This window comes from Dinghuibacter sp., assembly GCF_035492835.1.
Taxonomy (GTDB): Bacteria; Bacteroidota; Bacteroidia; order Chitinophagales; family Chitinophagaceae; genus Dinghuibacter.
Window position 1 is genome coordinate 1 of the sequence record NZ_DATJIY010000109.1, and the last position, 26025, is coordinate 26025.

Sequence of the window (26025 nt, forward strand, 5' to 3'; positions counted from 1 at the left end):
AAGGAATACCGGAAAATGAGCGGCCCCTGGAAAGGGGCCGCGTTGTCAAGAACTGCTGATTAACCAATTCTACTACCTACACACTATTTTAAAAAAACCAACTGCGTCCATCAAAAGGGCCGGCGGCCGCAAAGGCGGAGAGCCTACTTGCGGAGCACCGTAAACTCCGTCCTCCGGTTGATCTGCCGCCCCTCGGGATTATCCTTCCCATTGATTTTCTCCGGCGCGATCGGGCAGCACTTGCCAAACCCATGCGCCGTCAGGCGACGCGGATCGATCCCGTGCGAAATCAGGTAGTCCACGCAGGCCTGGGCGCGGCGGGCGGACAAATCGAGGTTGGACTGAACGCCCCCGATACCGTCGGTGTGGGCGCCCATTTGGATGGCCATGGTAGGGTTTTCGTCCAGGATACCGACGAGGGTGTCCAGTACGGCCATCGACTCCTGCCGAAGGGTCGCCTTATTGAAGTCGTAAAAGATGTTCTGCAGCACGATCGGCTTGTTGGGCTCGTAGTGCTTCAGACAGACCTCCCGGTCGACAAGGGTGTCCACGGGGACCATGGCCTCGGCATGGATTTGATGGCTTTTTGAGAAGTAATTATCCTTGGAGACGACGATCTTGAAATTCCCCGGGTCGTCCATGTCGAAACCATAGATACCCGTGGCGTTCAACACCACTTCGCCCACGACGCGACCGGCGGTGGTGTCCAGCAAGGACACCTTGGCGCCATCCAGGGGTTGATGGGTCTCACAATCAACCACCGACCCGCTGATGCGCTTGCCCCGGCGGGTGACCCTGAAGACTTCCAGACAGCAGGTGGAGGCGCGGTCGGAGCTGATATACGCCTCCTTGAAGAGTTTGCCGCCGGCGTGCGCGCTGGTGAAATAGATGTCGTCCTTGGGGGAATTGAGGGGGTATCCGAGGTTGACCGGGGCACTCAGGTTGGAGAGGTCGCCGAGGCTTTCAAAAAGATCGAAATTCCCCATCCCTACCCTTCCGTTGGTACTGAAGACGAGGGTTTTCGCCTCCGCGTCGTAGTAGGGCGCTTCCTCGTCCCCGGCGGTATTGACGGACGGGCCGAGGTTTACGGGCGTACCCGGGTTACCGGTGTTGTCGAGGGCGGCAAACCAGAGGTCGAACCCGCCCGAACCGCCGGGCCGGTCGGAGGCGAACAGCAACGCGCTCCCATCGGTGCTTATGGCGGGCTGCATCGACGAAAATCCCGTGGCATCCACGGAAACGCGTTCGGGGTCCGACCAGGCAGTGCCGGTGCGTTTGGAGCGGTAGAGGTCGGCCGTCTTTTTGCCGTCCTTACCCACGGTCCATTGCGTCAGGTAAAGGGTCAGCCCGTCGGGACTCAGCGCGGAGACGCCCTGTTCCATGTTCTGACCCGGCAGCTCGACACGCCGGGCGGAACCGCTGTCGGAGCCGGCAAAATAAAGATGGTTCACATATGGGGACTTCCCTCCTGCGGCCCGGGCGGTGGCCACCACCGACCGTGAGCTGGTAAACAACAGCTGGGCGGACCACCACACGGGCGCATAGTTCGCCCCGCCAACGTTGATGTTACCACCCATTTTCAGCACCGAGAAAGGAGAATTGGTCCGCGCCGTTTCGGCTACCGCGAACGTACAGTCCGCGATCTCCTTGTCGGCCGCCGTCTGGTATTCGTCCTGGGTAGCGTACGCGGCCCGGAATTGCTGGAACTGCGTCAGCGCGTCCTGGAACCGCCCCTGCGCGCGCAGACAGACGGCATACCAGTACCGGGCCAGCGGATAGTCGGCGCTGAACTGTGTGGCCTGCTCATACCACCTGCCGGCGCTGGCGAAGTCGTTGTAGTGGCGGTAGGACTCCGCCAGGCGATATACCAGCTCTTTGTACTCGTGCATCTTCGACGACTTCGACGGATGTTTGGCGACGTCGGTTTCGTACGGATAAAAAACGGCCTGTTGATACTCCGGCTTGTTCTCCAATGCCTTGGCATAGTACTGCGCGGCGGAGTAATAGTCCTGCCGTGCAAAGAAGCCGTCCGCCGTCCGCTTGTAGTCGGCCACGAACTGGGCGCTGGCCGAAGCGGCGCCCAAAAGGAAGAAAAGGAAATATAGTGGTTTCATATTGCGAGTACGTTTTATAATTATAATCTGGGACAAAAGAAATGCTCCTTCGGAAACACCCGCTTCTTGTGCATCGTATACGAGAGCGACAACTCGAAGGCGTTGCTGCCGCTGGCCAGGCGCGTAAGGCTGGAGGCATTGGCGTCGTAAGAGACACCGACGGTAATGTCCTGGTAGCGGAAGCCCAGGTTGGGGACGATGGCGTCTTTTACCCGGTAGTCCAGACCCAGCAGCAGGTCGCTCAGCTCGTTGATCGCCATCTGCGCGTAGGCGCCGACCATCGTTTCATCGGAGTTGCCCTGGCGCATATAGAGCGCGTTGGGGGTGATGCTGAGCTCGTCGGAGACGATGAAACGGGCGCCGCCATGTATCGTATACCGCACCGGCAGGTGATAGTTGTTGATCGACAGGAAGGGGTCGTCCGGCTGTGTCAGGTGCGCCACCGCCGCGCCGATATAGGGGTTTATCTTGTGGTTCGGGTTCCCGTCGTATAGCAAGGCGCCGAAGTTGGCGTCGAAAACGGTGGATGACGTCCGCGTCAGCACCTCGTTGGACGGCGCATTCGGGTCGTATCCCGTGAGCGGGTTGTACTGGCTCCCCCACTGGAATTTGGTGGGGTCGAACTTCCGGTTCAGCAGCCCGGCCTGGATACCGAGCGTAAGGTGCGTCATCTGCTGCGCGCCGAACTTCACCCCCGTATACGATACGGAAGCGTAGCCCTGGAAGTAGTTATACCCGGCATCGCCGGCCGACTGGTTGAGGATGTTGACCCCGACGTTGATGTTCTTGTCGGTCACCCATTCGGCGGACAGGCCTTCGGTGGTGAACGGGTTGGTGATGTTGTTCCATTGGTTGCGATAGTTGAGGTTGACCCGCATGTCGCCGTCGATAACGCCGGTCATGGCGGGGTTCAACCATAGGGGATACGCATAGTATTGCGAAAAGTGGGGGTCCACCTGGGCGTATAGCCTGCCCAGGGGGAGGATCAGCAGTAAGGTAAGTAGCTTGCGCATATAATGAGGTTTAAAATGCGCCCCCCGCCGGGGGGGCGCATGTGTTATCGTATCAGGGTTACGGAGCCTTTTTTGTTCACGACGGTCCCGTCCTGCATGGTTGCCTGCAGCACGTATACATACACGCCAACGGGCTGTTTCTGTCCGCCCATGGTGCCGTCCCATCCGGTGTTGACGGACCGCGATTCGAACACCTCTTGTCCCCATTGGTTGTAGATCCGGAAGACCATGGTGGCGATCGCGTTGCTGTATACATACAGCACGTCGTTGTTGCCGTCTCCGTTCGGACTGAACACGTTCGGTACAAAGATGTTGTCCCCGAGCGGGTTGTCGCTCACGCCGCTGGCCCTTGCGGAAGCCGTGCTGGTCTGGCAGGGCGCGGCGCCCAAAGCCTTGACCTCGACGGTGGCGGTCTGGTTGGGGGCAAGATTGGTTATCGTCTCGGTCAGCCCCGTGGGTCCGGAGGTGGGCGTGATGAACGTGGTTCCGCTGTCCAGGCTGACCTGGTAGGCAACGGCGCCGGTCACCGGCGTCCATTGGAAGGTCACCGACGTGGGTGTCCGTGTTTGTACGGTCACCGTGGGCGGCGCCAGCGGTTGGAGCTGGGCGAGGCTGATGGGTGTCAGTGTCGTGCCGGAGCATCCCTGGGCGGAAGCGGCGCCCACATAGAACGTGGTATCCGATATCAGCGCCCCCGTGGTAAAGCTGGGGCCCGTCGCCACCGGCGTACCGCCCGCGGCGCTGGTGTACCAGCTGAAGGTCGCGCCTGCCGTGGTGGAGGTCGCCATCAGGGTAGCGTCGCTTCCCGGGCATATCCCCGTGGACGAAGCCGTAACCGTCGGGCTGGCGGCGGCCGCGGCGATATCGACGCTGACCGGTGTCCGGGTGGGGCTGCTGCAACCGCCGGAAACCGTTTCGACAAAGTATTCGCCTGAAGCGGTTACGTTGGTGAGGTTGTAGATGGTCCCTGTGAATACCGGGGAGCCGCCGGTTGCGGCGGCGTACCAGTTATAGGTATCGCCGCTGACGGGGTTGGATACCTGTAGGCTCACACTACCCCCGGAGCAAACCTGGGCGCCCGGCGTGATGACCGATGGCGCGGTGGGTAACGGCGCAACCGTCAGGATGGCTATCGTCCGGGTGGCGCTGACGCACGCTCCGCCAGAAGCGCTCGAACCGACATAGAAGGTATCGCTGGCGACCGGCCCGTTGATTGTATAGGTCGACCCGGTAAAGACCAGGTTGCCGCCGCTGGGCGCGTCGTACCAGTTATAGGTCAGACCGCCCTGCGGGTTGGCCACCATGAACTGGGCAGGCTGCCCGCTACAGTCGGTCACCTGGGAGGTTGCCAGCTGCGGCGGGGTGAGGTTATTGGCCACGGTAACGGTAACCGTCGTCAGACCCGGGCTGCTGCAACCACCGGCGTTAGTGGCGCCGACGAAATACATGGCGCCAGCGGCCAGCGGACCGGTGCTGAAACTGCTGCCCGCGCTGAGGGGCGTGCCGCCCGACGCGCTGGCGTACCAGTTATAGGTCACGCCCGGCTGCGGGTTGCTGATGCTGAATACCGCCGCGTTGCCCGGGCAAACGGTGAGGTTGGGCGACTGGACGGCGGGCGTACCGGGGGCCGGATTGACCGTCACGGTGGCCACCGCGTCGCTCGCGCTGGTACAACCGCCGGAGGTGCTCGCCGCGACATAGTAGGTTCCCGAGACCGTGTCTCCCGTGATGGTATACGAGGGACCGGTGAACAGCGGCGTCGCCGCCGTCGGGGAACTCAACCAGTTATATACCAGGCCGGCCACGGGGTTTTGCACCTGCAGGCTTACGTTGGCGCCGGCGCATACCTGCACCGAAGCGGTCGTAAGCGTGGGCGTGGCGGGTTGCGATCCGATCACGATGGCGTCCGGAGTACGGGTGGCGCTGGTACAGCCCAGCTGTCCGTCGGCGGCCGCCACATAGTAGGTCGTACCCGTGGTCAGGGCCGGGGTGACGAAGGGGTTACCCTGGAATACCAGGTTACCCGCGGAAGGCGCGTCGTACCAGTTGTAGACGGTGCCCGCCTGCGGGTTCTGTATGGACAGGCTCGCGCTGCCCCCCGAACAGATCACCGCCGAAGGCGTGGTGACCGTGGGCGCGGACGGAGTTTGCGTTACGTTGGCGTTGACCGCGGTGCGGGCGGCCGTGCCGCAACCCGCCGTGTTGACCGCCGCGATATAGTAGGTAGCGGAGGCTGCCAGCGGTCCGGTCGTGTAGGACGACCCGGTTGTCAGCAGGTTGCCGCCGCTGGGCGCGTCGTACCAGGTATAGGTGACGCCGGTTTGCGGCGCGGCGATCGTAAATGTCGCCGGGCTGCCCGCGCAGACGCCTACGTTGGTCGACACCAACTGCGGCGCCGTCGGCACCGAGTCGACGACGATCGACACCGCAGTTCTTGTACCGCCGCTGCAACCGCCGCCGGAAACGGCTTGTACATAGAGGGTCCCGGAGGCCGTCGCCGAAGCGATGGTATAGCTGGCGCCGGTAGAGAGCAGGTTCCCGCCCGTCGAGGCGTCGTACCACTGGTAGACGACACCGGTTTGCGGATTGCTGACCGCGGCCGTTACTGGCTGACCGGCGCAGGTGGTAACCTGCGCTGCCGTTACGGTGGGTGCCGCGGGTACCGGGCTTACGGTGATGGACACCGCCGTCCGCGCGGAGGGCGCCGTACACTGGGAGGCGCTGTTCACGGCCTCGGCATAGTACGTGACGGAAGAGTTCAGCACGGGCGTGGTAAAGGTCGTCCCCGTGGCCACGGGCGTGCCCCCGCTCAGGACGGTATACCAGTTGTAGGTCACGCCGGATTGGGGTTGCGCAATGCGCAGCGTGATCATCTGGCCGGAGCAGATACCGGTGTCGGCCGGGCCGACCACCGGGGTCTGTGGCGTTTGTCCGACGACCACCGAAACGCTGTCCCTGCTGATGCTGGAACAGGTCCCGTTGGAGGCGGCGGCAAAGTAGGATTTGGCCGAACTGAGCGCGGGGGTGGTGAAGACGTTACCGGTAAAGAGCAGGTTTCCGCCCCGGGCGCTGTCATACCAGAAGATGTTGGCTCCGCCCGTGGCGGTAGCGCGCAGGATGGCGCTGCTGCCCGCACAAATCGTATCGGGGTTGGGCGACACCGCCGGCGCCACAGGAGCAGCGACCACGCTCACCGTTACCGGTACACGGTTGAGGTTGGCGCAACTATCGGTCCGGCGAAGCGCCTCGGCATAGTACGTGGTGGTTTGGGTAAGGGGAGGCGTAACCAGGGTATCGCCCGCACCCAGGGCCACTCCGCCGACCGGCGTGCTGAACCATTCGATCGCGGCGTTCGCCGAAGCCGAAGCGACCAGCGTGGCGGGGGTACCCGAACAAACCGTCATATTTTGGTTAGCCACCACCGGTGCGTCTACCTGGTCGGTCGCGTAGAATATCTCGACATTGGTCAGCGCCGACACCAGCCCCGCCGTAAGCGTCACGGTGACGCGGTCGTAGGTCTGGCCGGGTGCAAACCGGATAAACGCCTTGTTCCCCGAAGCGAGCACGTTGAGCGTGATCGCCGCCGTGTTGATGGATTGGGCGTCGTTGTTCTGAGTGGCGCCGTTGGCCGTCGAAACCTGTATGGCTGCCAGTACGCCCGCGGACAGCAACGAGGCGCCGGGGGTTGACAATGCTATCTGGATGCTGTCGCCGGGTTGACTGGTTTCGGGGAAGATAAGGGTCTGTGAAACCGTCCCCGCTACACTTACGCCGACGCCGAGCGTGGAAAAGGTCGTGGTATCCATGTCGACCGCGCCACCCGGGTTGATGACCGAGCAGCCGATACACAACCCGCTGACTTGGCTGGTCTGCTGGTTAGCGATACCACAGGAGACGTTGATCCCCGGCGTAACCGTGATGGTAACCGCCGCCCGGGCCGCGCTGGGGCACCCGCTGACGCCCTCGCTTTCCGCGTAATATGTGATCGTCGACGTCAGCGGCGGCGTGGTGAACGATAACCCCGTAAAAACCGGGCTGCCCCCGGTCGGCGTCGTATACCAGCTGACCGCGGCGCCCGTGGTGGTCGCCGTTAGCGTGGCGGTGGCGCCGGCGTTGACCGTGGCGGAAGCAGGGTTTACGTTGATCGTGGGCGCGGGGGGCCGCGGGTTGACGATCACGGCCGCCGTCCCGCGGGTGGCGCTCTGACAAGCTCCGGCAGCGGCGGCCACGTAGAAGGTCGCATTGCTGTCCAGTATGGGGGTGGTATAGGTAGACCCGATGAACAGGACGGTATCCGATGTAGCCGAGGCATACCAGTTGAGTTGCACGCCCGGGGTAGACGAGCTGGCGACCAGTTGCACGCTGCCGCCGGCGCAGATCGTATCCGTGGCGGGCGTCACCGTGGGCGCCGCGGGAGCAGCCACGATATTGGCGGTGACCGTGGTCCGGGTTGCGCTGGCGCATCCCGTTTGGCCTACCGCTTCAGCGTAGTAGGTGCGCGTGCTGTCCAGGGCGGGCGTCACCAGCGTATCCCCGGTAAAGACCGGCGTACCACCCGTCGGTACCGTATACCAGTTGACGGTCACGCCGGCAGGTGTGGTCGCGATGAGGGTGGCGCTGCCGCCCATGCAAACAGAAACGCTGTTGTGCTGGACCGCGGGCGGCGTCGGGGGCGCCGGCACGTCGACCAACGCCTGGGTGCGGGTGGACTGGACGCAACCGTTGATGGTAGCGGCGCTTTCCGCGTAGTACACGGTCGTATCGGTGAGTACGGGCGTCTGGAAGGTCGCGCCGGTAAAGACGGGCGTCCCTCCGGTGGGGGTGGTATACCAGCGGAAGATCGCGTCCGGGGGCGCAACGGCTTTTAGCGTCGCCTGGTTGCCGGAGCAGACCGATACCGTATCGGCCTGGAGCACCGGCGCGGGTTTGGTGCTCGTAGCGTAGTCGATGTTGATAGTGGACAAGAGCCCGGCAAGACCCGCGTTGAGCTGTACCTGTACGCGGTCGTAAGGCTTGGCCGGCGCAAAGGAGATGACCGCCGAGTCGCCGCCCGCCAGCAGGTTGAGGCTGATTAGCGGGGAACCCAGGGACTGCTGGTCGTTGTTGGCGTTGTTCCCGTCGAAGGTAGCCACCTGAAGCGACCCCAGCAGTGAAAGCGACAGCGTAGTATTCGGAGCCGCGAACTTGATGCTGATGGAGTCGCCGGCATCGGCGGTAAAGGGGAAAATCAGGGTTTGCTGGGCATTTCCACCCAACAAACCTACGGTTACGTTGAGGGTAGAGCCCGTCGTGGCGTTGCCATCGACCGCCAGGGCTTCGTTGCTGACCGAACAACCGATGCACAACCCGTTGACCGCGGTCGTCTCGGTGGTCGCCGCGCCGCAAGGGACCGCGGGGCCGTTACCCGTAAGCACGGCCACCGTTACCGCCGTCCGTGTCGTATTCGTACACCCGGTCGACGGGATCACGGCCGACACATAGTAGGTCGTGGTCGTCGTGGGTGCAACGGTATAGGTTGGACCGCTGAAAACGGGCGCTCCGCCGGTGGATTGCGTGTACCAGTTGTATTGGACGCCCGGGGTAGTCGAGGAAGCCGTCAGGGATGCCGACTGGCCCGCGCTGATGGTCGTGCCCGAGGGGCTGACGGCGACGGCCTGTGGTACGGGGTTGACCTTGACCGTGTCCGGGCTCCGGGTTGTACTGATACATCCTCCGGAGACTGCCTCCGCGTAGTAAATGGTCGTGCTATTCAGCGCCGGCGTGGTGAACGCGGCCGCCGAATCCAGGGACGAACCGCCCGTTGGCGTGGCGTACCAGCGTGCGGCGTTGCCTGCCGCCAGCGTCGCGGAATCCCCCGCGCAAATGGTCACCGACGGTGTGTTCAGGACGGGGGCCGCCGGGGGTGTATTGATGGCCACGGTCACCGATGTGCGCACCGCGTTGGGGCAGGCGAACCGGGAAGACTCGAGGTAATAGGTGGTATTGGCCGAAAGCACCGGCGTGACATAGGTCGTTCCAGTGGCCAGCGGCGTACCGCCCGCGGCGACCGTGTACCAATTGAAGGTCGCGCCGGGGGGTCCCGTTGCCCGCAATGTATCCGAGGCGGGCCCGCAGTTCTGGATGAGGGTGCTGGCAGCCGTAGGCCGGGGCACCAGCGCGGCCGCATCAAACACGTTTAGGGCACTCAACAGGGTAACTGCCCCGCCTATCGATACCTGGACCGCGTTAAAGGTGTTCACGGAAGGGATGATCACCCTGAAACGACCCGTGCTGCCACCGCCCAGCAGCTGCAGGCGGATTACCGTATCCGCGAGGTTGACCGCGTCGTTATTGGCCGTCCCGTTCAGATATGTCTGGACGGTGACGCCGCCCAGGAGTGATGCGGAAAGGGTTGCCCCGGGTATCTGGAGGTCGAGCACGATGCTGTCGCCCGCGGGGTAGGTGTTGGGAAAGCCCAGGAGCTGCCCGACCGTGCCGAGCGCCCCGATGGTGGAGGTTATCGTCGAGGCGGTACTGGGGTCTCCGTCGACCGCGAGCGGTCCGCTAGAAACCGTGCAGGCCACGCATATACCGCTGATGACGGGGCTTGTCTGGGTCGTGGCCAGCCCGCAGGTGATGTTGTTTGGCGTGAGGACGTTCACCGTCACCCGCGTCCGGGTGGCGCTGGTGCAACCCGTATTGGAGACGGCGCCCACGTAGTAGCTGGTCGGGGCGAATACGGGCGCGGTGGTAAAGCTCGTACCCGTGGCGACCAGGTTACCGCCGGTAGGTGCGTCGTACCAGTTATAGGTGAAAGCGGGGTTGGGCGCGCTGACGGAGAAGGTAGCCGTTTGTCCCTGGTTAACGGTCACCGAGGATGCCCCGGCGATCACCGTGGAATCCGGCGTGGGATTGACCGTCAGGGCCGCCGTGGCGCGGCTGGCGCTGGCGCAGCCCGTGGTGGCGGAGACCGCTTCGAGATAATAGTTCTGGGATGCGCTCGTCGACGACGTGGTAAAACTCGTACCCGTCGCGACGGGTGTGCCACCCGTGGATACCGTGTACCAGTTATAGGTCGTTCCCGCCTGCGGGCTTTGGACCATGAACGTAGCCGGGCTGCCCGAGCAGACCGTGACCGCCGCGCTCACCAGCGCCGGCGTCGTTGGCAGCGGGTTGACCACCACCGTAACGGGCGTGCGGGAGGGGCTGGTGCATGACCCCAGGTGCGCCTCGGCGTAATACGTGGTGGTGACCGTGGGCGTTACCGTTAGGCTGTTGCCGGTGGCGATGGGGCTGCCCCCGCTTGCCTGGGCATACCAGGCGATAGTCGCGGCCGTAACGGTGTCGGACGCGGTAAAGGTCACCGGGCTGCCGGCGCAGACGGTCACGGTGCTGCCGCCGTTTTGTATGGCGGGGGGCAGGATCGTCTTGTCCGTAAACGCGTAGTACAGCCTGAAGTTAGAGAGGGCGCCGACCAGGGAAGAATTCAGGCTGATACGCACCCGGTCGAAGCTGGCTGTCGGCCTCAGGACGACTTCTCCCCGCGTCGTATCCGTGCTGAGCAGCCGGAGGATGTTCCCGTTGACGGTGGTCACGTCATTGTTGGCGGTAGACCCGTTATAGGTCTGGATTGTCACGCCACCCAGCAACGCCGCCGTGAGCAGCGCGCCGTTGTTCCCGATCCCGACGACCAGGGAATCACACCCCTGGTTGGCGTTGACGCCCGGGAAGACCAGGTCCTGGTAGACGCTCACCCCGAGCAGGCCGACGGTGATGTTGTACGTGGAATAATCGTTCAGGTTGGCGTTGTTCACCGGGTTGGCCGGATTGCTGACGCCACAGAGAATACACAGGCCGGTTACGGCGTTAGCCTGTGAAGTTGCATAAACCCTTTGTGCGGAGGTGGCCAGAGGCGCAGTCAGAAGGGTACTCAGGAGGATGATCGTCAAAAGTCCTTTGTAAGCGAAGGCGCTTTTGCCTGGACCAGAGCCGGAAATGCCAAGCATAGGTATTATAGTTTGGTTTGCAGTTACAGTTTTCTGGGGTTTCGAGGAGACGAAATTAGACGCGGATATCGTTGGTAGGTAAGAGCAGTTCGTTCACCTTACTTGTCGTCGTTCATCTTGTTCATTGAAAAAAAATTATTCATTGTTGGCATTTTTTGCTATCTTGGTGGTGACTGTTGCAACCAATTCGCGTTATCTACTATTTGGAATTGTCATAACCTTATCTTCCTGTAAAGCCTTATACTGCCATTTACCTATTGTAATTCAATGCCTTATCTGCTTTGGTAAACCTTGTTTGCCCAAGGAACCCAATTTGTTAACCAGATTAAGATTACAGGAGTATGAGGCTCGCACCCATGAAAGCCATCCAGCAGCTGCAACTGGAGGTTTTACAAAAGTTCAACGTTCAGCAATTACAACCCAGCGACTGTAAAGACCTGTCGTCGGTTGTACGGGACACGACCGGCAAGATCGTCAGTGAAACGACGATCAAACGGTTTTTCGGCTTTGCGGCACAGACCTTCAATTTTTCGGTCTATACGCTGAACGCCCTGTCCGAGTATGCGGGATTCCAGAGTTGGGAATTCTTCCTGGAACATTACCGCCAAATGCAGTCCCCTCAAAAGGAATTTCACCCCAAGTGGAAGGACATCAAGTCCAAGACCGGTAAGATTTCGTTCTACACGGCGGAAACCATCAAGAACAACTGCGGTATGGAATTCGGTAAAACGGCCGTCCGCACCGAAGCCATTCCGTTCCGTCACTTCCTGGATTCCGAATCGGCGATTTCCGTCATCCTGGGACCCGCCGGCAGCGGCAAATCCGTTGCCCTGGTACAGGCCGTCGAAGCCTTTTGGCTCAACGAATCCTGTATCTACCCCAACGACATCTGTCTGTTCGTGCACCTGCACCAGCTCAACACGCTCATCAACCGGGGTTTCTCCATGGAGGACTGGCTGGATAACCAGCTCAACCTCGGCGAGGGCGAAAACGTCCTGGATTATTTCGAGCAGCACGCCACGGAAAAAGACGGCCGTTTTGTACTGATCGTAGACGGGTTGGACGAAAAAGTCATTGCCGCCGAGAAGCTCCGGGTCATCCATTCCAAACTGATGGATCTCGTTTTCTCACGGGTCAGGACGCCCTGGCTGAAGGTATTCCTGGCAGCCAGACCTGAGGCCTGGAACGCTTTGTATTCCCCGCTGACCCACCAGGAACCATCGGGGGAGGCGATCCACCAGTATAACCTGCCTGAATTGTCCACGCAGGATGTACAATCGGTCCTCAGGCACCATGGCCTGCCGGAAGAAACGGCCGTTACCCTGTCCGACGACTTTGTCCGGCTGCTTTCCTTCCCGCCATTCCTGCACCTGGCGTGTAACCAACTCGACACCGCGGCCTTCCCCCTGATCCACGAGGAGCTGATGGTCTACCGCATCATCGGCCAGTACCTCCGGTGCAAGGTCATGACCGGTCCCGACTATGGTTTGAAGGTGGCCATCATCCGGCGCATATTGGACGACACGCACAACCTGCGGACCAAGGTGCCCGCGGCGCAGGTGCGGCTCTTCAGCGGGGATACGCGTGTGCAGGAGGCTTACCGGAAACTGCTGTCCGACCACGTACTCAGGGAAGAAATCCAGGACGGACAGCGGTCTATCCCCTTCCGGAGGATCGAGTTCTGTAATGACTATATCGCCCAGTTCTTCATAGCGACATTTTGCCTTTCCTCCCACAACGGCGATTTGAAAGACGAAATGTTCCACGACCTCCTTCCGGAGGAAGAGGACTGCGGTCCGGACGCCACCGGTATCCTCCGCTGGATATTGCTGTATGCGATCGACCAGGGGTCCCTAGACGCCATCGGCCGGCTGTTTTGCCAGATCGGGCCCCTGTCGCGGAAGGCGGCGCTGTACGAGTTCCTGCTGGTGCAACCGGCGGCGGACGAACGGTATGTCCGTTTGCTCCAGTCGATCCTGGAGGACGCAGCCTTCAAGACTTTTTTCCTGAGGAACCATCTGCTGTATACCGTGAACGGCAGCCGGCGCAACTACCTGTACCGTCCCCTGATGCGGGTGCTGACCCGGGAAGAAGACCGGATCAACGTCGCCAGCCTGTATTTCCTCTCCGCGCTGCACCAGCTCGACACCGGCATCATCGAGACCCAGGTGGCGCTCTTCCGGTCGACCAGCGCCGCTGTTGCCCGTGAAGGGACGGCCCTGCAACCCGCGGAGCTTTGCCTGTTCATCTATCAAACGATGCTGGGTCGGCAACCCGATCCCGTCACGCGCACCAAGATCGAACAGTTCGAAGAATACCTGGTGCTGACCGATCACCAGATCCTGTCGCTGAGGGACGAGCTGAGCGTCTACCTGCTTGTTTGCTGCTCCCTGCTGCTCAAGGAATACAAACACCTGGAAAAGGTCACCGAATATGTGTTCGCGGAGGTCCCGTCGCTGAAGATGCGGTCCCACGATCCGTTCCGCCTGATGTCGCTGATCATTAAGTGCCGCTTTTACCTCCACGAGGAAGACCACAGCGAATACATCCGCTGTATCAACCACGTGGAGACCGTACTCGAGAGCGGCTCCCCCGTGGACGGGGCGATGGTCATCCGGATGTGCCTGGAACAGCTGAAGGTAGTGCGCTACTTTATGATCGGCCATTTCGACAAGGTACTGGAGTCCGTGCAACTCATCAGGAGCATCGTCCGCCGGTCGCGGTTCACACTCATGGACCACTGGTGTTATCAAATGGAGGCTGCGGCCTTCCTTGCCTTGCGGAAGCAGAAACTCTCCGTGCTGGCCGAGGAAGAAGCCGACAAAATAAAACAACGGTTTTCATTCCCCATGCTTCCTCCCATCGAATTCCAAGGGTTCGCGGAGGATGTGACGACTAAGCGGGCTATTAACCACTAAACCGGCCATTAATCACTAAACAGCCAGCCATCCAGAGCGGGGCGCCAGAAAATGCGGCGCCCCTTTTTTTGCGGCCCCCTCGCAACCCCCCGGGCGGGGCGCTTAAAGCCGCGCCTTCAGGAACGTCAGCGTGTGCGTGTACGCATCGGCAGCCGCCAGCGCGTCGTAGTCGGGGTTGGAGGGATTGGCGAAAGCGTGTACCGCGTTATAATGGTGCACCTCCAACGACTTCCCGGCCGATAACATGTCAGCGGCGAACTGGGCGACGACAGCGGGTGTTATGCCGCCGTCCTTGTCCGCGAAAATCCCCAGCACATCACAGTGCAATCCCTTCAGGCGGGTGACGTCCTTTTCCGGCTGACCATAGTACATCACGCAGCCGGCGGCCTGTGTGCCCGCCAGCAGCGAGGCCTGCAGGCTCCAGCCGCCGCCGTAGCACCAACCGATGGTGAACACGCGGGCGTCACCGCCGATATAGGACAGCGCTCCCTGGATGATCGCGACGCCCCGGGCGGGTTTGGCGGACTGTACGAGCTTCACCGCGCTGTCGCGGGTCGCGGCCACCTTCCCGTCGTAGAGGTCGACCGCCAGGACGTTTATCCCCAGGTCCTTCCACAACCGCTCGCTTTCACGCTTGACATAGTCGTTGAGTCCCCACCATTCATGAAACACCAGCAACCAGTCGTGGCTCCCGTTCGTGGCCTTCCATACCATAGCCGAGGCCGTGCTGCCGTCGGGTGTGGAGAAATGCACCTGGGTTGCCCCTTCCGGTTCAAAATGAAAGGGCCGCGGGTCCGCGTGGTACATCTGGAATACCGGGTCGCCGGCAAGTTGCGCAAAGGTTTCGACCGCCACATTCTTTGAGCAGCAATCCATCTGCGCACGCGCGGTGACGCATGCCAGCGAAAATGCCACGCAGGTAAGGATTTCACGCATGGTGGATAATTTTGGTCTAAAGTAAGGTGGATTTATCTTACCTTTGCATGACCTCCCGGATTTTCGGATTCCAGCCCGTCCGCTGGTCGCATATCACTAATAATCAAATTATTGCCGCCTGATCTTCTCCCGGAAGATGATGGCGTTTATTGTATTTTATAAAACAGGTTATGTCAAAATTCGTCTTCGTTACCGGTGGGGTAACATCGTCTTTGGGTAAGGGTATTGTCGCCGCTTCGCTGGCAAAATTGTTACAGGCCAGGGGGGTCACGGCAACGATACAGAAGTTCGATCCGTATATCAACGTCGACCCGGGGACCCTCAACCCTTACGAGCACGGAGAATGTTATGTCACCGAAGACGGGGCGGAAACCGACCTGGACCTCGGTCACTATGAACGTTTTTTGAATATCTATACTTCCCAGGCCAACAACGTAACCACCGGCCGCATTTACCAGACCGTCATCAATAAGGAGCGGGAAGGGGCCTATCTGGGCAAGACGGTACAGGTCATCCCGCACATCACCGACGAGATCAAGCGCCGGATGCTGCTCCTGGGCGCGGAGGGCAAATACGACGTGGTCATCACCGAGATCGGGGGCACCGTCGGCGACATCGAGTCGCATCCCTTTATCGAGGCCGTGCGTCAGCTGCAGTGGGAGCTCCCGGAGGACGACTGTCTGGTCATCCACCTGACGCTGATCCCCTACCTCAAGGCCGCCAAAGAGCTAAAGACCAAGCCCACCCAGCATAGTGTAAAGATGCTGAGCGAGAACGGCGTACACCCGGACATCCTGGTATGCCGCACCGAGGAGCCGCTGTCCACCGACATCCGCCGGAAGATCGCGCAGTTCTGCAATGTCAAGACGGAAGCCGTCATCGAATCCGCCGACGCCGCCACCATATACGAGGTACCGCTGATGATGATGCGGGAAAAACTGGACCTGATCGTCATGAAACGGCTCAATATTCCCATCGCCGCCGAACCGGAGCTGACGCGCTGGAAGGAATTCCTCGACAAGCTCAAATACCCCAAATCCAAGGTGACCATCGGTCTGATCGGTAAGTATATCGAGCTCCAGGATGCCTATAAATCCATCCTCGAGGCCTTTGTCCACGGGGGCGCGATGAACGAGTGCAAGGTCCAGATCATGAACGTACACAGCGAGTTCATCACCGAGGATAACGTGGCCGAGAAACTGTCCAGCCTGGACGGTCTGTTGGTCGCCCCCGGCTTCGGACACCGGGGCACGGAAGGCAAGATCACGGCCATCAAATACGCCCGGGAAAAGGGGCTGCCCTTCTTTGGCATCTGCCTGGGTATGCAAATGGCCACAGTTGAGTTCGCCCGAGACGTCCTGGGACTCAAGGACGCCCATTCCACCGAAATGACCCCCGATACCCCCCACCCCGTCATCGACATGATGGAGGAGCAAAAAAAGATCACCGCCAAGGGGGGCACCATGCGGCTGGGCTCCTACCCCTGCCGGATCGAACCCGGAACCCTGGCCCACCGTATCTATGGCGAGACCCAGATCCACGAGCGTCACCGCCACCGCTACGAATTCAACAACGACTACCTGGACCGTTTCCAGGAGGCCGGTATGGTCGCCTCCGGGAAAAACCCGGATTCCGGCCTGGTCGAGATCATGGAGCTCCCCACCCATCCCTTTTATATCGGCGTTCAATTCCATCCGGAGCTAAAAAGCACCGTGGAAAGGCCCCATCCCCTGTTTGTCCACTTCGTGGCGGCCGCCAAGGCCTTTAACGAACGGCTGAATGCGGTCAAAAACCCGCTTTTGCAGAGTGAAATGATCTAAGCGCCGCAAAACAAGGGGGATTCGCCCCTGGGGGCGCCGTTGGCGCCCCACAAACCCTTACCTTTGCGGCCAATCGATTTGATTTAATTATGGGAACTGGTTTTGACAAAAATACCATCATCGGCACCGTCCTGCTGGTCGTGCTGCTGCTGGGCTATATTTTTATCGCGCAACGCGAACAGGGTAAAGTTCAACAACAAAAGCAACATATACAGGACTCGCTGGCCAGGATCCAGCCAACCGTACCGGTAAACCCCGCCCAGGCAAAGGCCGACTCGCTCAGGAACGACAGCCTGATGCGGACCAGCCAGGCCGGCTCGATGGCTTCGGCCGTCCAGGGCACCGAGCAAACCGCCGTCCTGGAGAACGACCTCGTCCGGATCACGTTCACCAACCGCGGCGGTCAGCCCAAGTCGGTGGAGCTGAAGCAGTACAAACGCCCCGACGGGTTACCGGTCTTTCTGGTCGGCCCCGGCGACCAGGACTTCTTCTACCTGATCACCACCGGTCAGAAGACGGCCCCGACCAATGACTTCTATTTTTCCGCGGGCGCCGTCGAGCAGCAGGGCACCAGCCAGGTGCTGAAGTATACGCTTAAGGATTCGACGGGGCATGTCATAGAGCACACCTACACCCTCCCGGCGGGTGGGTACATGTTCCAGCTGAACATCCACATCGACGGCGCGATCCAGTTGCTCCCGCAGAACAGCCTGATGGCGACGTGGGGGTTCAATGCCAAGCCCCAGGAGCGGGACGTGGTGTATGAAAAGCAGAATACTACGCTGTCCTGGTACGCTTCGGACGGGGGGTATGACTATAAGACGCTGCTCAAGTCCGACAACAAGAACATGGACGGGCTGACCTGGTATGGCGTCAAACAACGGTTTTTCAACAATACCCTGATATCCAAGGACTACCCGATGAGCGCCCAGGCCAGCTGGACCGCCAATTCGGACAGTGTGCACGACCTGGTCAACACGAATACCTCCCTGTTGATCAAGGTCCCCGCGGCCGCCAGCGCGAACATTCCCCTGGAATGGTACGCCGGCCCGAACGACTACCACCTCCTCAAGAGCTATGGCCTGCATCTCGAAGAAAACGTCCACATGGGGACCGGTATCTACGCCTTCGTAAAGTACCTCAACCGCTGGATTGTCGTCCCCGTCTTCGACTTCTTCCACGGATTCATTTCGAACTTCGGGATCGTTATCCTGCTGCTGACCTTCTTTATCCGCCTGATCATTTCTCCCCTGACCTATACCAGCTACCTCAGCGGCGCCAAGATGCGCGTCCTCAGGCCGGAGATCGACGAGCTGAAAAAGAAATACAAGGACGACCAGCAAACCTTCGGTATGGAGCAGATGAAGCTCTTCCGGAGCGCGGGCGTGAATCCGCTCGGCGGGTGTATCCCGGCCCTGCTGCAGATCCCGATCTTCTTCGCGCTCTACAGCTTCTTCTCGAGCAACATCATGCTCCGGAACCAGCCCTTCCTGTGGTCGCACGACCTGTCGACCTACGATTCCATCTATACGTTCGGCTTCAACATACCCCTGTATGGCGATCACGTCAGCCTGTTCACGCTGACCGCCATCGTGAGCAGCTTCCTGATCCAGATCTCCAATATGAACATGACCCCGGATCAGAACAACCCGATGATGAAGTACATGCCGTACATCTTCCCGGTCGTGCTGCTGGGCGTCTTTAACAAGCTGCCCGCCGGTCTGACCTGGTATTATACGGTATCCAACGTCATCACCCTGTTGATCCAGCTCTTTATCCAGAAGGTCATCATCGACGAGAAAAAGATCCACGCGCAGCTCCAGGAGAACAAGAAAAAGCCAAAGACCCAGTCCAAGTGGCAGGAGCGCCTGCAACAGATACAGGAGACCCAGAAGAAGGTCCAGGACATGAAGGACAAGACGCAAAAGCGCTAACATGGCGCTCCGCGGGGCGATGATGGGATGGGGCGCGGGGCTGCTGCTGGGATTGCTGTCCGCGGGGCGGCTGCTGGCGCAGGACACCAGCCGCGCGTCCCACGCCGATACGCTCCGCCTGAAGGCCGACACCACGAAGACCGGTGTCCGTTTGATGACGGAGGGCACCATCACCTACAAGCTCCAGTCCGCCGACGCCCCCAAGCCCGAGGCCGCCATCCTGGCGAGTACCTCGTATGTCTTGTCGCTAAAGGGGTCGAGGGTCCGCACCGACTTCGCCGGCATCCTGGGCTCCACCACGACCATCTATAGCAGCCTTACCCATGCGGGTGCCCTGTTGCAAGAATACGGGCAGGAAAAGATCCTGATCCGGATGAACAAGGAAGACTTCGAAGACCTGGGCAAACCGTCCAGGATGACCTATACTTTTACCGGGGACACCGCGACCATTGCCGGATACCCCTGCAAACGCGCCATCGGCCGCACCCCCGCCGGGGACACGTTGATGATCTGGTATACGCCCGACCTGCTGCCGCAAAACAAGGAATACAGCTACCGTTTTAACCCCCTCCCGGGCCTCCCGCTGGCGTACGAGGGCCGTATGGGCCCATCCAAGGTTACCTTCACGGCGGTCAAGGTCTCGCTCGATCCCGTGCCTTCGGCAAAGTTCGACATACCGAAGTCGGGGGGGTATCGCGAAATGAGTTACGAGGAAAGTAAGAAAGTACGCTGACAGGCGCCGCCCTGGGCCCGTCCTAAAGCGGCGTTCCGCTGCTAAAAAATCATTCTAGTGCGGCCGCTCAGGCGTGCGGAACTTGGCGAGCAGCATCGGCTGCTTGTAGGGATAGATGTAGATGGTGTTCCCCTGCTGATAGGTCATCAGGGAATGGACATCCAGCAGCGTCTGGTCCTGGGGACGCGCCGCGGGTATGGAAAAATCGCCCGTGAACCGGAAACCGGGCTGCATACCGGATTTGAGGGAAAGCTGGAGGGATTCGGCGGATTTGAGGTTGGAGAACGGGATGACCACGGGGGTATCCTTGTGCGCGTCCTTCTTTTTATCGCCTCCCGTGCCCGTAAAATGGTAGGTCGTCGCATGCACAGCAACGCCCGCCAGGAGCAGCAGCCCCATCATAGCCGTTAGTGGTATGGATTTTCTACGGAACATGTTATGCAAATTTACAATCTTTTTCCCAATCAGCAGACTTTTTTTTAACACCATCTTCACGGTTTGCCGATTATTATCTCAGTTTTACCGGTATTCCTGGCAGTCGGCCTTCATATATAATTAACGCGGCATGCGAAAATTTGTTGGGCATATCCCCCGCTTTTTCTTAAAATAGTTTATCTTACGGTAACCCACTAATATGAGAGACCACTCCTTCAGACAGGACCGGGAAGAGTTGAAAGAGCTACTGCGGCAGTATGAAAACATGAAGGCGGGGCGCCGCCATTCCTTTCTCGAAGAGGAATCTTTCGAACGCATCATCGATTACTTTGACGACCGTAATGAACTGGCCCAGGCCATGCAGGCCGCGGAGCTGGCGATGGAGCAGTATCCCTACTCCTCGGTACTGATGGTCAAAAAGGCGGACCTCATGATCGCCTCCCGGCGGTACAAAGAGGCCCTGGAGCTGCTTGACCAGGCGGAAGTCATGGATAGCGGCGACATCAATATCTACATCCTGAAGACCGACGCCTATCTCGCCCTCGACCTCCAGGCCAAGGCGGTCGAAGTGCTGGAGTCGGCCATCATACAATTCGAGGACGACGAGCGCATCGAGCTCCTGTTCGAGCTCGCCGATGTATACGACGACTACGAGGAATTCGACAAGGTGTTCGACTGCCTGAAATTGATCCTGGAAGCCGACGCCAACAACGAAGAAGCCCTTTACAAGATTTGTTTCTGGACCGACTTTACCGGCCGTAACGAAGAAAGCATCCGCGTACACCAGCGGATCATCGAGGAGTTCCCGTACAACGAGCTGGCCTGGTTCAACCTGGCCGCCGCCTACCAGGGGCTGAAGCTCTATGAAAAGGCCATCGATTCCTACCAGTACGCCATCACCATAGACGAGAAGTTCGACTTTGCCTACCGGAACATGGCGGACGCCTTTATCCGTCTCCACCGTTATAAAGAGGCAATCGAGCCACTGGAGAAAGTGATCGAGCTTTCCCGGCCGGAAGACGTGATCTACGAGGCCCTGGGGCATTGCTACGACAAGCTGCGCAACTATGCCCAGGCGCGTTTTTACTACAAGAAGGCCTCCCACCTCAACCCCGAGGACAGCAAGCTCTACTACAAGATCGCCTGTACCTATATCAACGAAGGCCAGACCGAGAGCGCCATCAAACAGCTCCAGAACGCCCTCCGTCTGCAACCCCTCCAACCGGAATTCAACCTCGCCATGGGGGAATGCATGGTAGAGCTCGGCCGCTACCAGGACGGCATCGAATACTTCGGGAACGTCATCCGCGCCAAGTCCAAAAACATCAAGGGCTGGAGCGCCCTCCTGGAATGCCTGATGAAGGGCAACCTCCTCGAAGAAGCCGAAGAGTACGCGCAAACCGCCTTTGACGAGACCGGCGGCAAGCCCGTTTTTCTTTTCTATAAAACGGCCGTGTATTTCGCACAGGGCAAAAGCAAGGAGGCCCTCAACCTGCTGGAAGTAGCGATGGAAAAGGCGCCTAAATTGATCCGGAAGCTGATCGACCTGAATCCCAGGCTGCTGCAGCACCAGCAGGTCGTGGATATTATCGCCCGCTACAAGCGCAACAAGTCCATTTGATCCCGCGGCGTCGCCATTTGCATCGCTTCGACATTTTAACAACCCCGCCGCCCTCATATTGGAGCGGTGTCTTTATATTTGCGCGCTGGTAACCCAATATGAACCCGAATGAATTTTAATCTTACGCAGATGCCGGACCGGTTCCAAAAGCCCAGGACTTCCGGCATCACCATGGTAATGGACAAGGGCCTGAGCATACAGGAAGCCAGGAATTTCATGAGCATCGCGCACCCGCACGTGGACATCCTGAAGCTGGGATTCGGCACTTCCTATGTAACGCCCAACTTGCGGGAAAAGATCGAGGTCTATCGTTCGTACGATATTCCCGTCTATTTCGGGGGAACGTTGTTTGAGGCATTTCTGATACGCGGTCAGTTCCAGGACTTCATCCGGGTCCTGGAGGACTACGCCATCGACCACGTGGAGGTCAGCGACGGTTCCGTCACCATCCCCCACGCCGAGAAATGCGGGTATATCGAAAAACTCACCAAATACGCCACCGTGCTGAGTGAGGTCGGCTCCAAGGACGCCACGCACATCATCCCGCCCTACAAGTGGATAGAGCTGATGCGCGCGGAGCTGGGCGCCGGCGCGAGCTACGTCATCGCCGAGGCCCGCGAATCCGGGAACGTCGGTATCTACCGGGGCTCCGGGGAAGTCCGCGAAGGACTCGTCCAGGAAATCCTGACCCAGATCCCCGGAGAGAAGGTGATATGGGAAGCGCCCCAAAAGGCCCAGCAGCTGTACTTCCTGGAGCTACTCGGGTGCAACGTCAACCTGGGGAACATCGCCCCCGGGGAGATTATCGCGCTCGAGGCCATGCGCATCGGTCTGAGGGGCGACACCTTCAACCTCTATTTGAACAAAGAAGAGTTCTGATGCGACTCTTTGGACTCATCGGCTACCCGCTCGGGCACTCCTTCTCCAAGAAGTATTTCACGCAGAAGTTCGAGGACGAGGGCATCAGGGACTGTCGCTATGAGCTTTTCCCCATCGAATCCATTTTGGAATTTCCATCGCTGGTAGCCCGCCATCCCGACCTCCGCGGTATCAACGTCACGATTCCATACAAGGAACAGGTAATGCCGTATCTCGACGTGCCCGGCGAGACAACCGCCATCGGCGCCTGCAACTGTATCCTCGTGCGCGACGGCAGGCTGTTCGGCTACAACACGGACGTGGCGGGCTTTCGCGAGTCGTTTCGTCCGGGTCTGCGCGCCACCGACAAACACGCCCTCATCCTCGGGACCGGGGGCGCCTCGAAGGCGGTGGCGTATGCCCTGGGGCAGCTGGGGATCGCGTACCGCTACGTGTCGCGCAACGGCGCTAGCGACGCGGCGCCCGCCGGTAGCCCCGAGGGCCCGACCCTGGGTTATGAAGACGTGACGCCGGCCTTGCTCGACACCTACACGGTGATCATCAACTGCAGCCCCGTCGGCACCTACCCGAACATCGCCGAAGCGCCCAACCTGCCGTACGCGGCGCTTTCGTCGAAGCACTACTTGTACGACCTCGTCTACAATCCCGAAAAAACGCTGTTCCTCGCCGAAGGCGAAGGCCGGGGCGCGGTCATCCGCAACGGCTACGATATGCTGCGGCTGCAGGCGGAAGAGGGATGGAAGATCTGGAACGCTTAAGCGCCCAGCGCCTCGACCTGGGTTTTGAATAGCTCCGGCACGGCCACCGGCTTACGCGTCGTATAGTCGAAACAAACCATCGCCGTTTTCGCCTCCGCGATCAGTTGCAACCGCCCCTCACGCTCTGTCCGCACGCGGTAGTACAACTCAAAACCCACGCGCGTAAACTCCGTAGCCTGTACGTCTATCATCCACACGTCCCCATAAAAGGACTCCCCACGGAAGGCCAGCACGGCATCGCTCATGATCATCCCCACCCCGGCCAGGTCCAGCTCGGTATACCCCCACTGTTTGAGGTAGCGCACGCGGGCTTCGTGCAGCATCCCCAGCACCGAGTCGTTGCCCACGTGCGCCCCGTAATTGAGGTCGGTAATGCGCACCGGGATTTGCGTAGTGTAATGAAAAGAAGAGGGTAGATCAATCTTTATCCTCGCCATCGGCTATACTGTTTAAAAAAGAGATCAGCTTGTCCAGCGCCTTTTTGCGGTGGCTGAAGCGGTTTTTATCCGCCATGTCCATTTCCGCGAACGTCAGCGCCGACCCATCCGGAATAAAGACCGGGTCATACCCGAAGCCTCCGTCGCCCCGCGGGGCGCTTGCAATCCTGCCAGGACAGACGCCTTCGAATAAATGTTCCTTGCCATCGAGGATCAGTGCCATGACCGTGCGGAACTGCGCGGAGCGGTTGGCTCCCTGCGGCCGCGCCACGCGGGCGTTGCCACCGGTGGTCTGGCCTGCCTCTTCCAGCCGCGTCAGCAATTTCCGTATGTTCGCGGCGTCCGAGCGCTCCTCCCCGGCGTAGCGCGCGCTCTTCACGCCCGGTTCACCGCCCAGGGCGAAAACCTCCAGCCCCGTGTCCTCCGCGAATGCGGAACGCCCGGTCAGCCGGACCACCGTTCGCACCTTCTCCAGGGCATTGTCCTCGAGCGTCGGGTGCGGCTCGGGAATGTCAATATCCAACCCCGCTTCGCGCATCGTCTGCAGGTGAAAGGCAGCTCCGAGGGCGGCGCGCACCTCCGTCGTTTTGTGCGCGTTATTGGTGGCAAAAATCAGATCGATCATCTTTGGAATAACTGTTTCAGACAAGCCCACAACCGGCCCTTCAGCGTCCGCTCGGCCGAAATCCGCGCCAGGTCGTCGGCGGCCAGGTAGGTCCGGTTCCCATGCGGCTGCACCTGGTATTCCGGGAACACCATCGGCAGCCCCAGCTCCGACACCTCTATACCGAACAACAGGACCTGCCGGCTGCCCAGCTCGCCGGCGATGGATTCCAGGCTGCGGTTGTCCTCGCCGGCGAGGTTGACCAGGGCCACATCCGCCATCGATAACTTGCACGCCTCCAGTACGCTCAGCAGGAATTGAAACGCCTTCTCCTCCAGGAATACCGCGGAACCGTCGCGGACCAGGATGAGGATGTGCTGGCCGTTCTCTCCCAAGTACTTAAGCGGCGCCACCGCCGGCGCGGGCGCCATCGTCGTCACCGCCGCCATTGCCGTCGACCCGGGCGCCGCCGGGACTCCCGTATCCGCTTCCGGGCGTTGCGCGCGGGCCTTCCCGCCGGGGGTAACGACCAGCGATTTTGGGTACAATTGTGCGACTTGATAAGGAGACAAAGTGAGCCGGTCCAACCCCATAGAAACGCGCTTTTTTTTGTAGGTTTGTAACAAATTTAGCGATTATGGAGGCTGTCGTCGATATAAAAGTCATCAAAACGGAAAATAGCAAGTTGCCGGGTACCTCCCTGGAAAACCTTCCGTTTGGCAAAGTATTTACGGACCATATGCTGGTGGCCGACTATAAGGATGGTCAGTGGCAACAACCGGTCATCAAACCGTTCCAGCCGATTTCCATCCTGCCGACGAACATGACCCTTCATTACGGCCAGTCCATCTTCGAAGGGATCAAGGCCTATCGCACCGAGGATGGTGGGACCTACATTTTCCGCCCGTTCGACAATTACCACCGCTTCAATATTTCCGCGGCCCGCATGATGATGCCCGAAGTCCCGGAAGAGCTGTTTATCGAAGGCATGCGGAAGCTCGTGGAAGTGGACCTGGACTGGATTCCGAACAGGCCGGACCACTCGCTCTATATCCGCCCGTTCATGTTCGCAACGGACGAGTTCATCGGCGTAAGGCCCTCTTCGACCTATTCGTTCATGATCCTGCTCAGCCCCACCGGGCCGTACTATAGCAAGCCCTGCCGCATCTACGTGGAAGAAAAGTATTCCCGCGCCGCTCCCGGCGGGATCGGCTTTGCCAAGGCCGCCGGCAACTACGCCTCCAGCCTCCGCGCCTTCGCCGAAGCCCAGGAAAAGGGTTACGACCAGGTCCTCTGGACCGACGCCGTCCACCACGAGTACGTGCAGGAAATGGGCACCATGAATGTCTTCTTCATCATCGGCAATACCGCGATCACCCCTAACCTCGAGGGCTCCATCCTCGAAGGCGTGACGCGCTCCACCGTTATCACCCTGCTCCAGGAACAAGGCTTGACAGTGGAAGAACGCCCGCTCCATATCGATGAGATCATCGCCGCGTACAAGACCGGCAACCTGAAGGAAGCCTTCGGTACCGGTACCGCCGCGACGATCACCCCCATCAGGGAGCTCACCTACAAAGGCTATGAAATGAAGCTGACCCCCGATTCGTGGACGATCTCCCCGGAAGTAAAGCGCCGCATGGACGCGATCAGATCCGGTAGCGAAGCGGATGTTCACCAGTGGTTGTTCCCGGTTTAATTTATTGGCCTGATCGCTCCGTAAAACGTGCGCCCATCCGCGCTGCGTCGTTGTGTGCCTGGGCGAAAGATTCCGCCCCCGTTCCGACTTTTTGGTTGCCGGCCTTGCGGAGTGGGGTGGGGTGCCTCTTTTATCCCGT

The 26025-nt window shown here is 60.0% G+C and carries 16 protein-coding genes; 8 read left to right on the forward strand and 8 right to left on the reverse strand.

The window, feature by feature from the left end; genetic code table 11:
- Positions 1-143: 143 nt before the first annotated feature.
- Genes VL547_RS10340 through VL547_RS10350 form a run of 3 tightly spaced genes read right to left on the reverse strand, consistent with a single transcriptional unit; the run spans position 144 to position 11112 of the window.
- A complete protein-coding gene (locus tag VL547_RS10340) occupies positions 144-2114 on the reverse strand; it encodes an OmpA family protein (protein WP_325577586.1) in 1971 nt (656 codons plus the stop codon).
- A gap of 20 nt (positions 2115-2134) precedes the next feature.
- Positions 2135-3127 carry a PorP/SprF family type IX secretion system membrane protein gene (locus VL547_RS10345; protein WP_325577587.1) on the reverse strand — a complete coding sequence of 331 codons (993 nt, stop codon included), beginning with the start codon at positions 3125-3127 and terminating at the stop codon, positions 2135-2137.
- A 44-nt stretch (positions 3128-3171) separates the two neighbouring features.
- Positions 3172-11112, reverse strand: coding sequence for a gliding motility-associated C-terminal domain-containing protein (locus tag VL547_RS10350; RefSeq protein ID WP_325577588.1), 7941 nt, complete (start codon positions 11110-11112; stop codon positions 3172-3174).
- 341 nt (positions 11113-11453) lie between these two features.
- On the opposite strand from VL547_RS10350, the gene VL547_RS10355 reads away from it, so the two are divergent.
- The gene (locus VL547_RS10355) at positions 11454-14030 is read left to right on the forward strand and encodes an NACHT domain-containing protein (RefSeq protein WP_325577589.1); all 2577 of its coding nucleotides are present in this window, start codon (positions 11454-11456) and stop codon (positions 14028-14030) included.
- 102 nt (positions 14031-14132) lie between these two features.
- On the opposite strand, the gene VL547_RS10360 is transcribed toward VL547_RS10355, so the two are convergent.
- A complete protein-coding gene (locus tag VL547_RS10360) occupies positions 14133-14966 on the reverse strand; it encodes a dienelactone hydrolase family protein (protein ID WP_325577590.1) in 834 nt (277 codons plus the stop codon).
- A 170-nt stretch (positions 14967-15136) separates the two neighbouring features.
- Between VL547_RS10360 and VL547_RS10365 the strand changes: the two genes are divergently transcribed.
- From VL547_RS10365 to VL547_RS10375, 3 genes are all read left to right on the forward strand, one after another.
- A complete protein-coding gene (locus tag VL547_RS10365; RefSeq protein WP_325577591.1) occupies positions 15137-16786 on the forward strand; it encodes a CTP synthase in 1650 nt (549 codons plus the stop codon).
- 89 nt (positions 16787-16875) lie between these two features.
- Positions 16876-18720 carry a membrane protein insertase YidC gene (yidC, locus tag VL547_RS10370; protein ID WP_325577592.1) on the forward strand — a complete coding sequence of 615 codons (1845 nt, stop codon included), beginning with the start codon at positions 16876-16878 and terminating at the stop codon, positions 18718-18720.
- 1 nt (position 18721) lies between these two features.
- On the forward strand, positions 18722-19453 hold the full coding sequence (locus tag VL547_RS10375; RefSeq protein ID WP_325577593.1) for a hypothetical protein: 732 nt from the start codon (positions 18722-18724) through the stop codon (positions 19451-19453).
- 54 nt (positions 19454-19507) lie between these two features.
- Here VL547_RS10375 and VL547_RS10380 read toward each other — a convergent pair whose 3' ends face one another.
- Positions 19508-19888, reverse strand: a complete 381-nt coding sequence (locus VL547_RS10380) for a hypothetical protein (RefSeq protein WP_325577594.1) — start codon at positions 19886-19888, stop codon at positions 19508-19510.
- Positions 19889-20087: 199 nt separating this feature from the next.
- Here VL547_RS10380 and VL547_RS10385 point away from each other — a divergent pair, with 199 nt between their 5' ends.
- The 3 genes from VL547_RS10385 to aroE all read left to right on the forward strand — a co-directional run bounded on the left by VL547_RS10385 (position 20088) and on the right by aroE (position 23146).
- Positions 20088-21509 carry a tetratricopeptide repeat protein gene (locus tag VL547_RS10385; RefSeq protein WP_325577595.1) on the forward strand — a complete coding sequence of 474 codons (1422 nt, stop codon included), beginning with the start codon at positions 20088-20090 and terminating at the stop codon, positions 21507-21509.
- Positions 21510-21617: 108 nt separating this feature from the next.
- Positions 21618-22388: a phosphosulfolactate synthase gene (locus tag VL547_RS10390; RefSeq protein ID WP_325577596.1), complete on the forward strand. Its 771-nt coding sequence runs from the start codon at positions 21618-21620 to the stop codon at positions 22386-22388.
- Entirely contained in the window at positions 22388-23146 is a 759-nt protein-coding gene (aroE, locus tag VL547_RS10395; protein ID WP_325577597.1) for a shikimate dehydrogenase, read from the forward strand. The genes VL547_RS10390 and aroE overlap by 1 nt, the downstream gene beginning before the upstream one ends.
- On the opposite strand, the gene VL547_RS10400 is transcribed toward aroE, so the two are convergent.
- From VL547_RS10400 to VL547_RS10410, 3 genes are read right to left on the reverse strand one after another with little or no spacing between them, the layout of a single operon-like run.
- Positions 23143-23526, reverse strand: coding sequence for a thioesterase family protein (locus VL547_RS10400; RefSeq protein WP_325577598.1), 384 nt, complete (start codon positions 23524-23526; stop codon positions 23143-23145). The two genes, aroE and VL547_RS10400, sit on opposite strands and share 4 nt — an antisense overlap.
- 37 nt (positions 23527-23563) lie before the next feature.
- Entirely contained in the window at positions 23564-24208 is a 645-nt protein-coding gene (gene rdgB, locus VL547_RS10405) for an RdgB/HAM1 family non-canonical purine NTP pyrophosphatase (protein ID WP_325577599.1), read from the reverse strand.
- The gene (locus VL547_RS10410; protein ID WP_325577600.1) at positions 24205-24735 is read right to left on the reverse strand and encodes a hypothetical protein; all 531 of its coding nucleotides are present in this window, start codon (positions 24733-24735) and stop codon (positions 24205-24207) included. Before VL547_RS10410 ends, rdgB begins: the two co-directional genes overlap by 4 nt.
- 89 nt (positions 24736-24824) lie before the next feature.
- Between VL547_RS10410 and VL547_RS10415 the strand changes: the two genes are divergently transcribed.
- On the forward strand, positions 24825-25886 hold the full coding sequence (locus VL547_RS10415; RefSeq protein ID WP_325577601.1) for a branched-chain amino acid aminotransferase: 1062 nt from the start codon (positions 24825-24827) through the stop codon (positions 25884-25886).
- Positions 25887-26025: the final 139 nt, after the last annotated feature.

Excerpts from the sequence above, each read along its gene's own strand:
- VL547_RS10340 (WP_325577586.1), bottom strand. The coding sequence starts at position 2,114 with ATGAAACCACTATATTTCCTTTTCTTCCTTTTGGGCGCCGCTTCGGCC.
- VL547_RS10345 (WP_325577587.1), bottom strand. The coding sequence starts at position 3,127 with ATGCGCAAGCTACTTACCTTACTGCTGATCCTCCCCCTGGGCAGGCTA.
- VL547_RS10350 (WP_325577588.1), bottom strand. The coding sequence starts at position 11,112 with ATGCTTGGCATTTCCGGCTCTGGTCCAGGCAAAAGCGCCTTCGCTTAC.
- VL547_RS10355 (WP_325577589.1), top strand. The coding sequence starts at position 11,454 with ATGAGGCTCGCACCCATGAAAGCCATCCAGCAGCTGCAACTGGAGGTT.
- VL547_RS10360 (WP_325577590.1), bottom strand. The coding sequence starts at position 14,966 with ATGCGTGAAATCCTTACCTGCGTGGCATTTTCGCTGGCATGCGTCACC.
- VL547_RS10365 (WP_325577591.1), top strand. The coding sequence starts at position 15,137 with ATGTCAAAATTCGTCTTCGTTACCGGTGGGGTAACATCGTCTTTGGGT.
- yidC (WP_325577592.1), top strand. The coding sequence starts at position 16,876 with ATGGGAACTGGTTTTGACAAAAATACCATCATCGGCACCGTCCTGCTG.
- VL547_RS10375 (WP_325577593.1), top strand. The coding sequence starts at position 18,722 with ATGGCGCTCCGCGGGGCGATGATGGGATGGGGCGCGGGGCTGCTGCTG.
- VL547_RS10380 (WP_325577594.1), bottom strand. The coding sequence starts at position 19,888 with ATGTTCCGTAGAAAATCCATACCACTAACGGCTATGATGGGGCTGCTG.
- VL547_RS10385 (WP_325577595.1), top strand. The coding sequence starts at position 20,088 with ATGAGAGACCACTCCTTCAGACAGGACCGGGAAGAGTTGAAAGAGCTA.
- VL547_RS10390 (WP_325577596.1), top strand. The coding sequence starts at position 21,618 with ATGAATTTTAATCTTACGCAGATGCCGGACCGGTTCCAAAAGCCCAGG.
- aroE (WP_325577597.1), top strand. The coding sequence starts at position 22,388 with ATGCGACTCTTTGGACTCATCGGCTACCCGCTCGGGCACTCCTTCTCC.
- rdgB (WP_325577599.1), bottom strand. The coding sequence starts at position 24,208 with ATGATCGATCTGATTTTTGCCACCAATAACGCGCACAAAACGACGGAG.
- VL547_RS10415 (WP_325577601.1), top strand. The coding sequence starts at position 24,825 with ATGGAGGCTGTCGTCGATATAAAAGTCATCAAAACGGAAAATAGCAAG.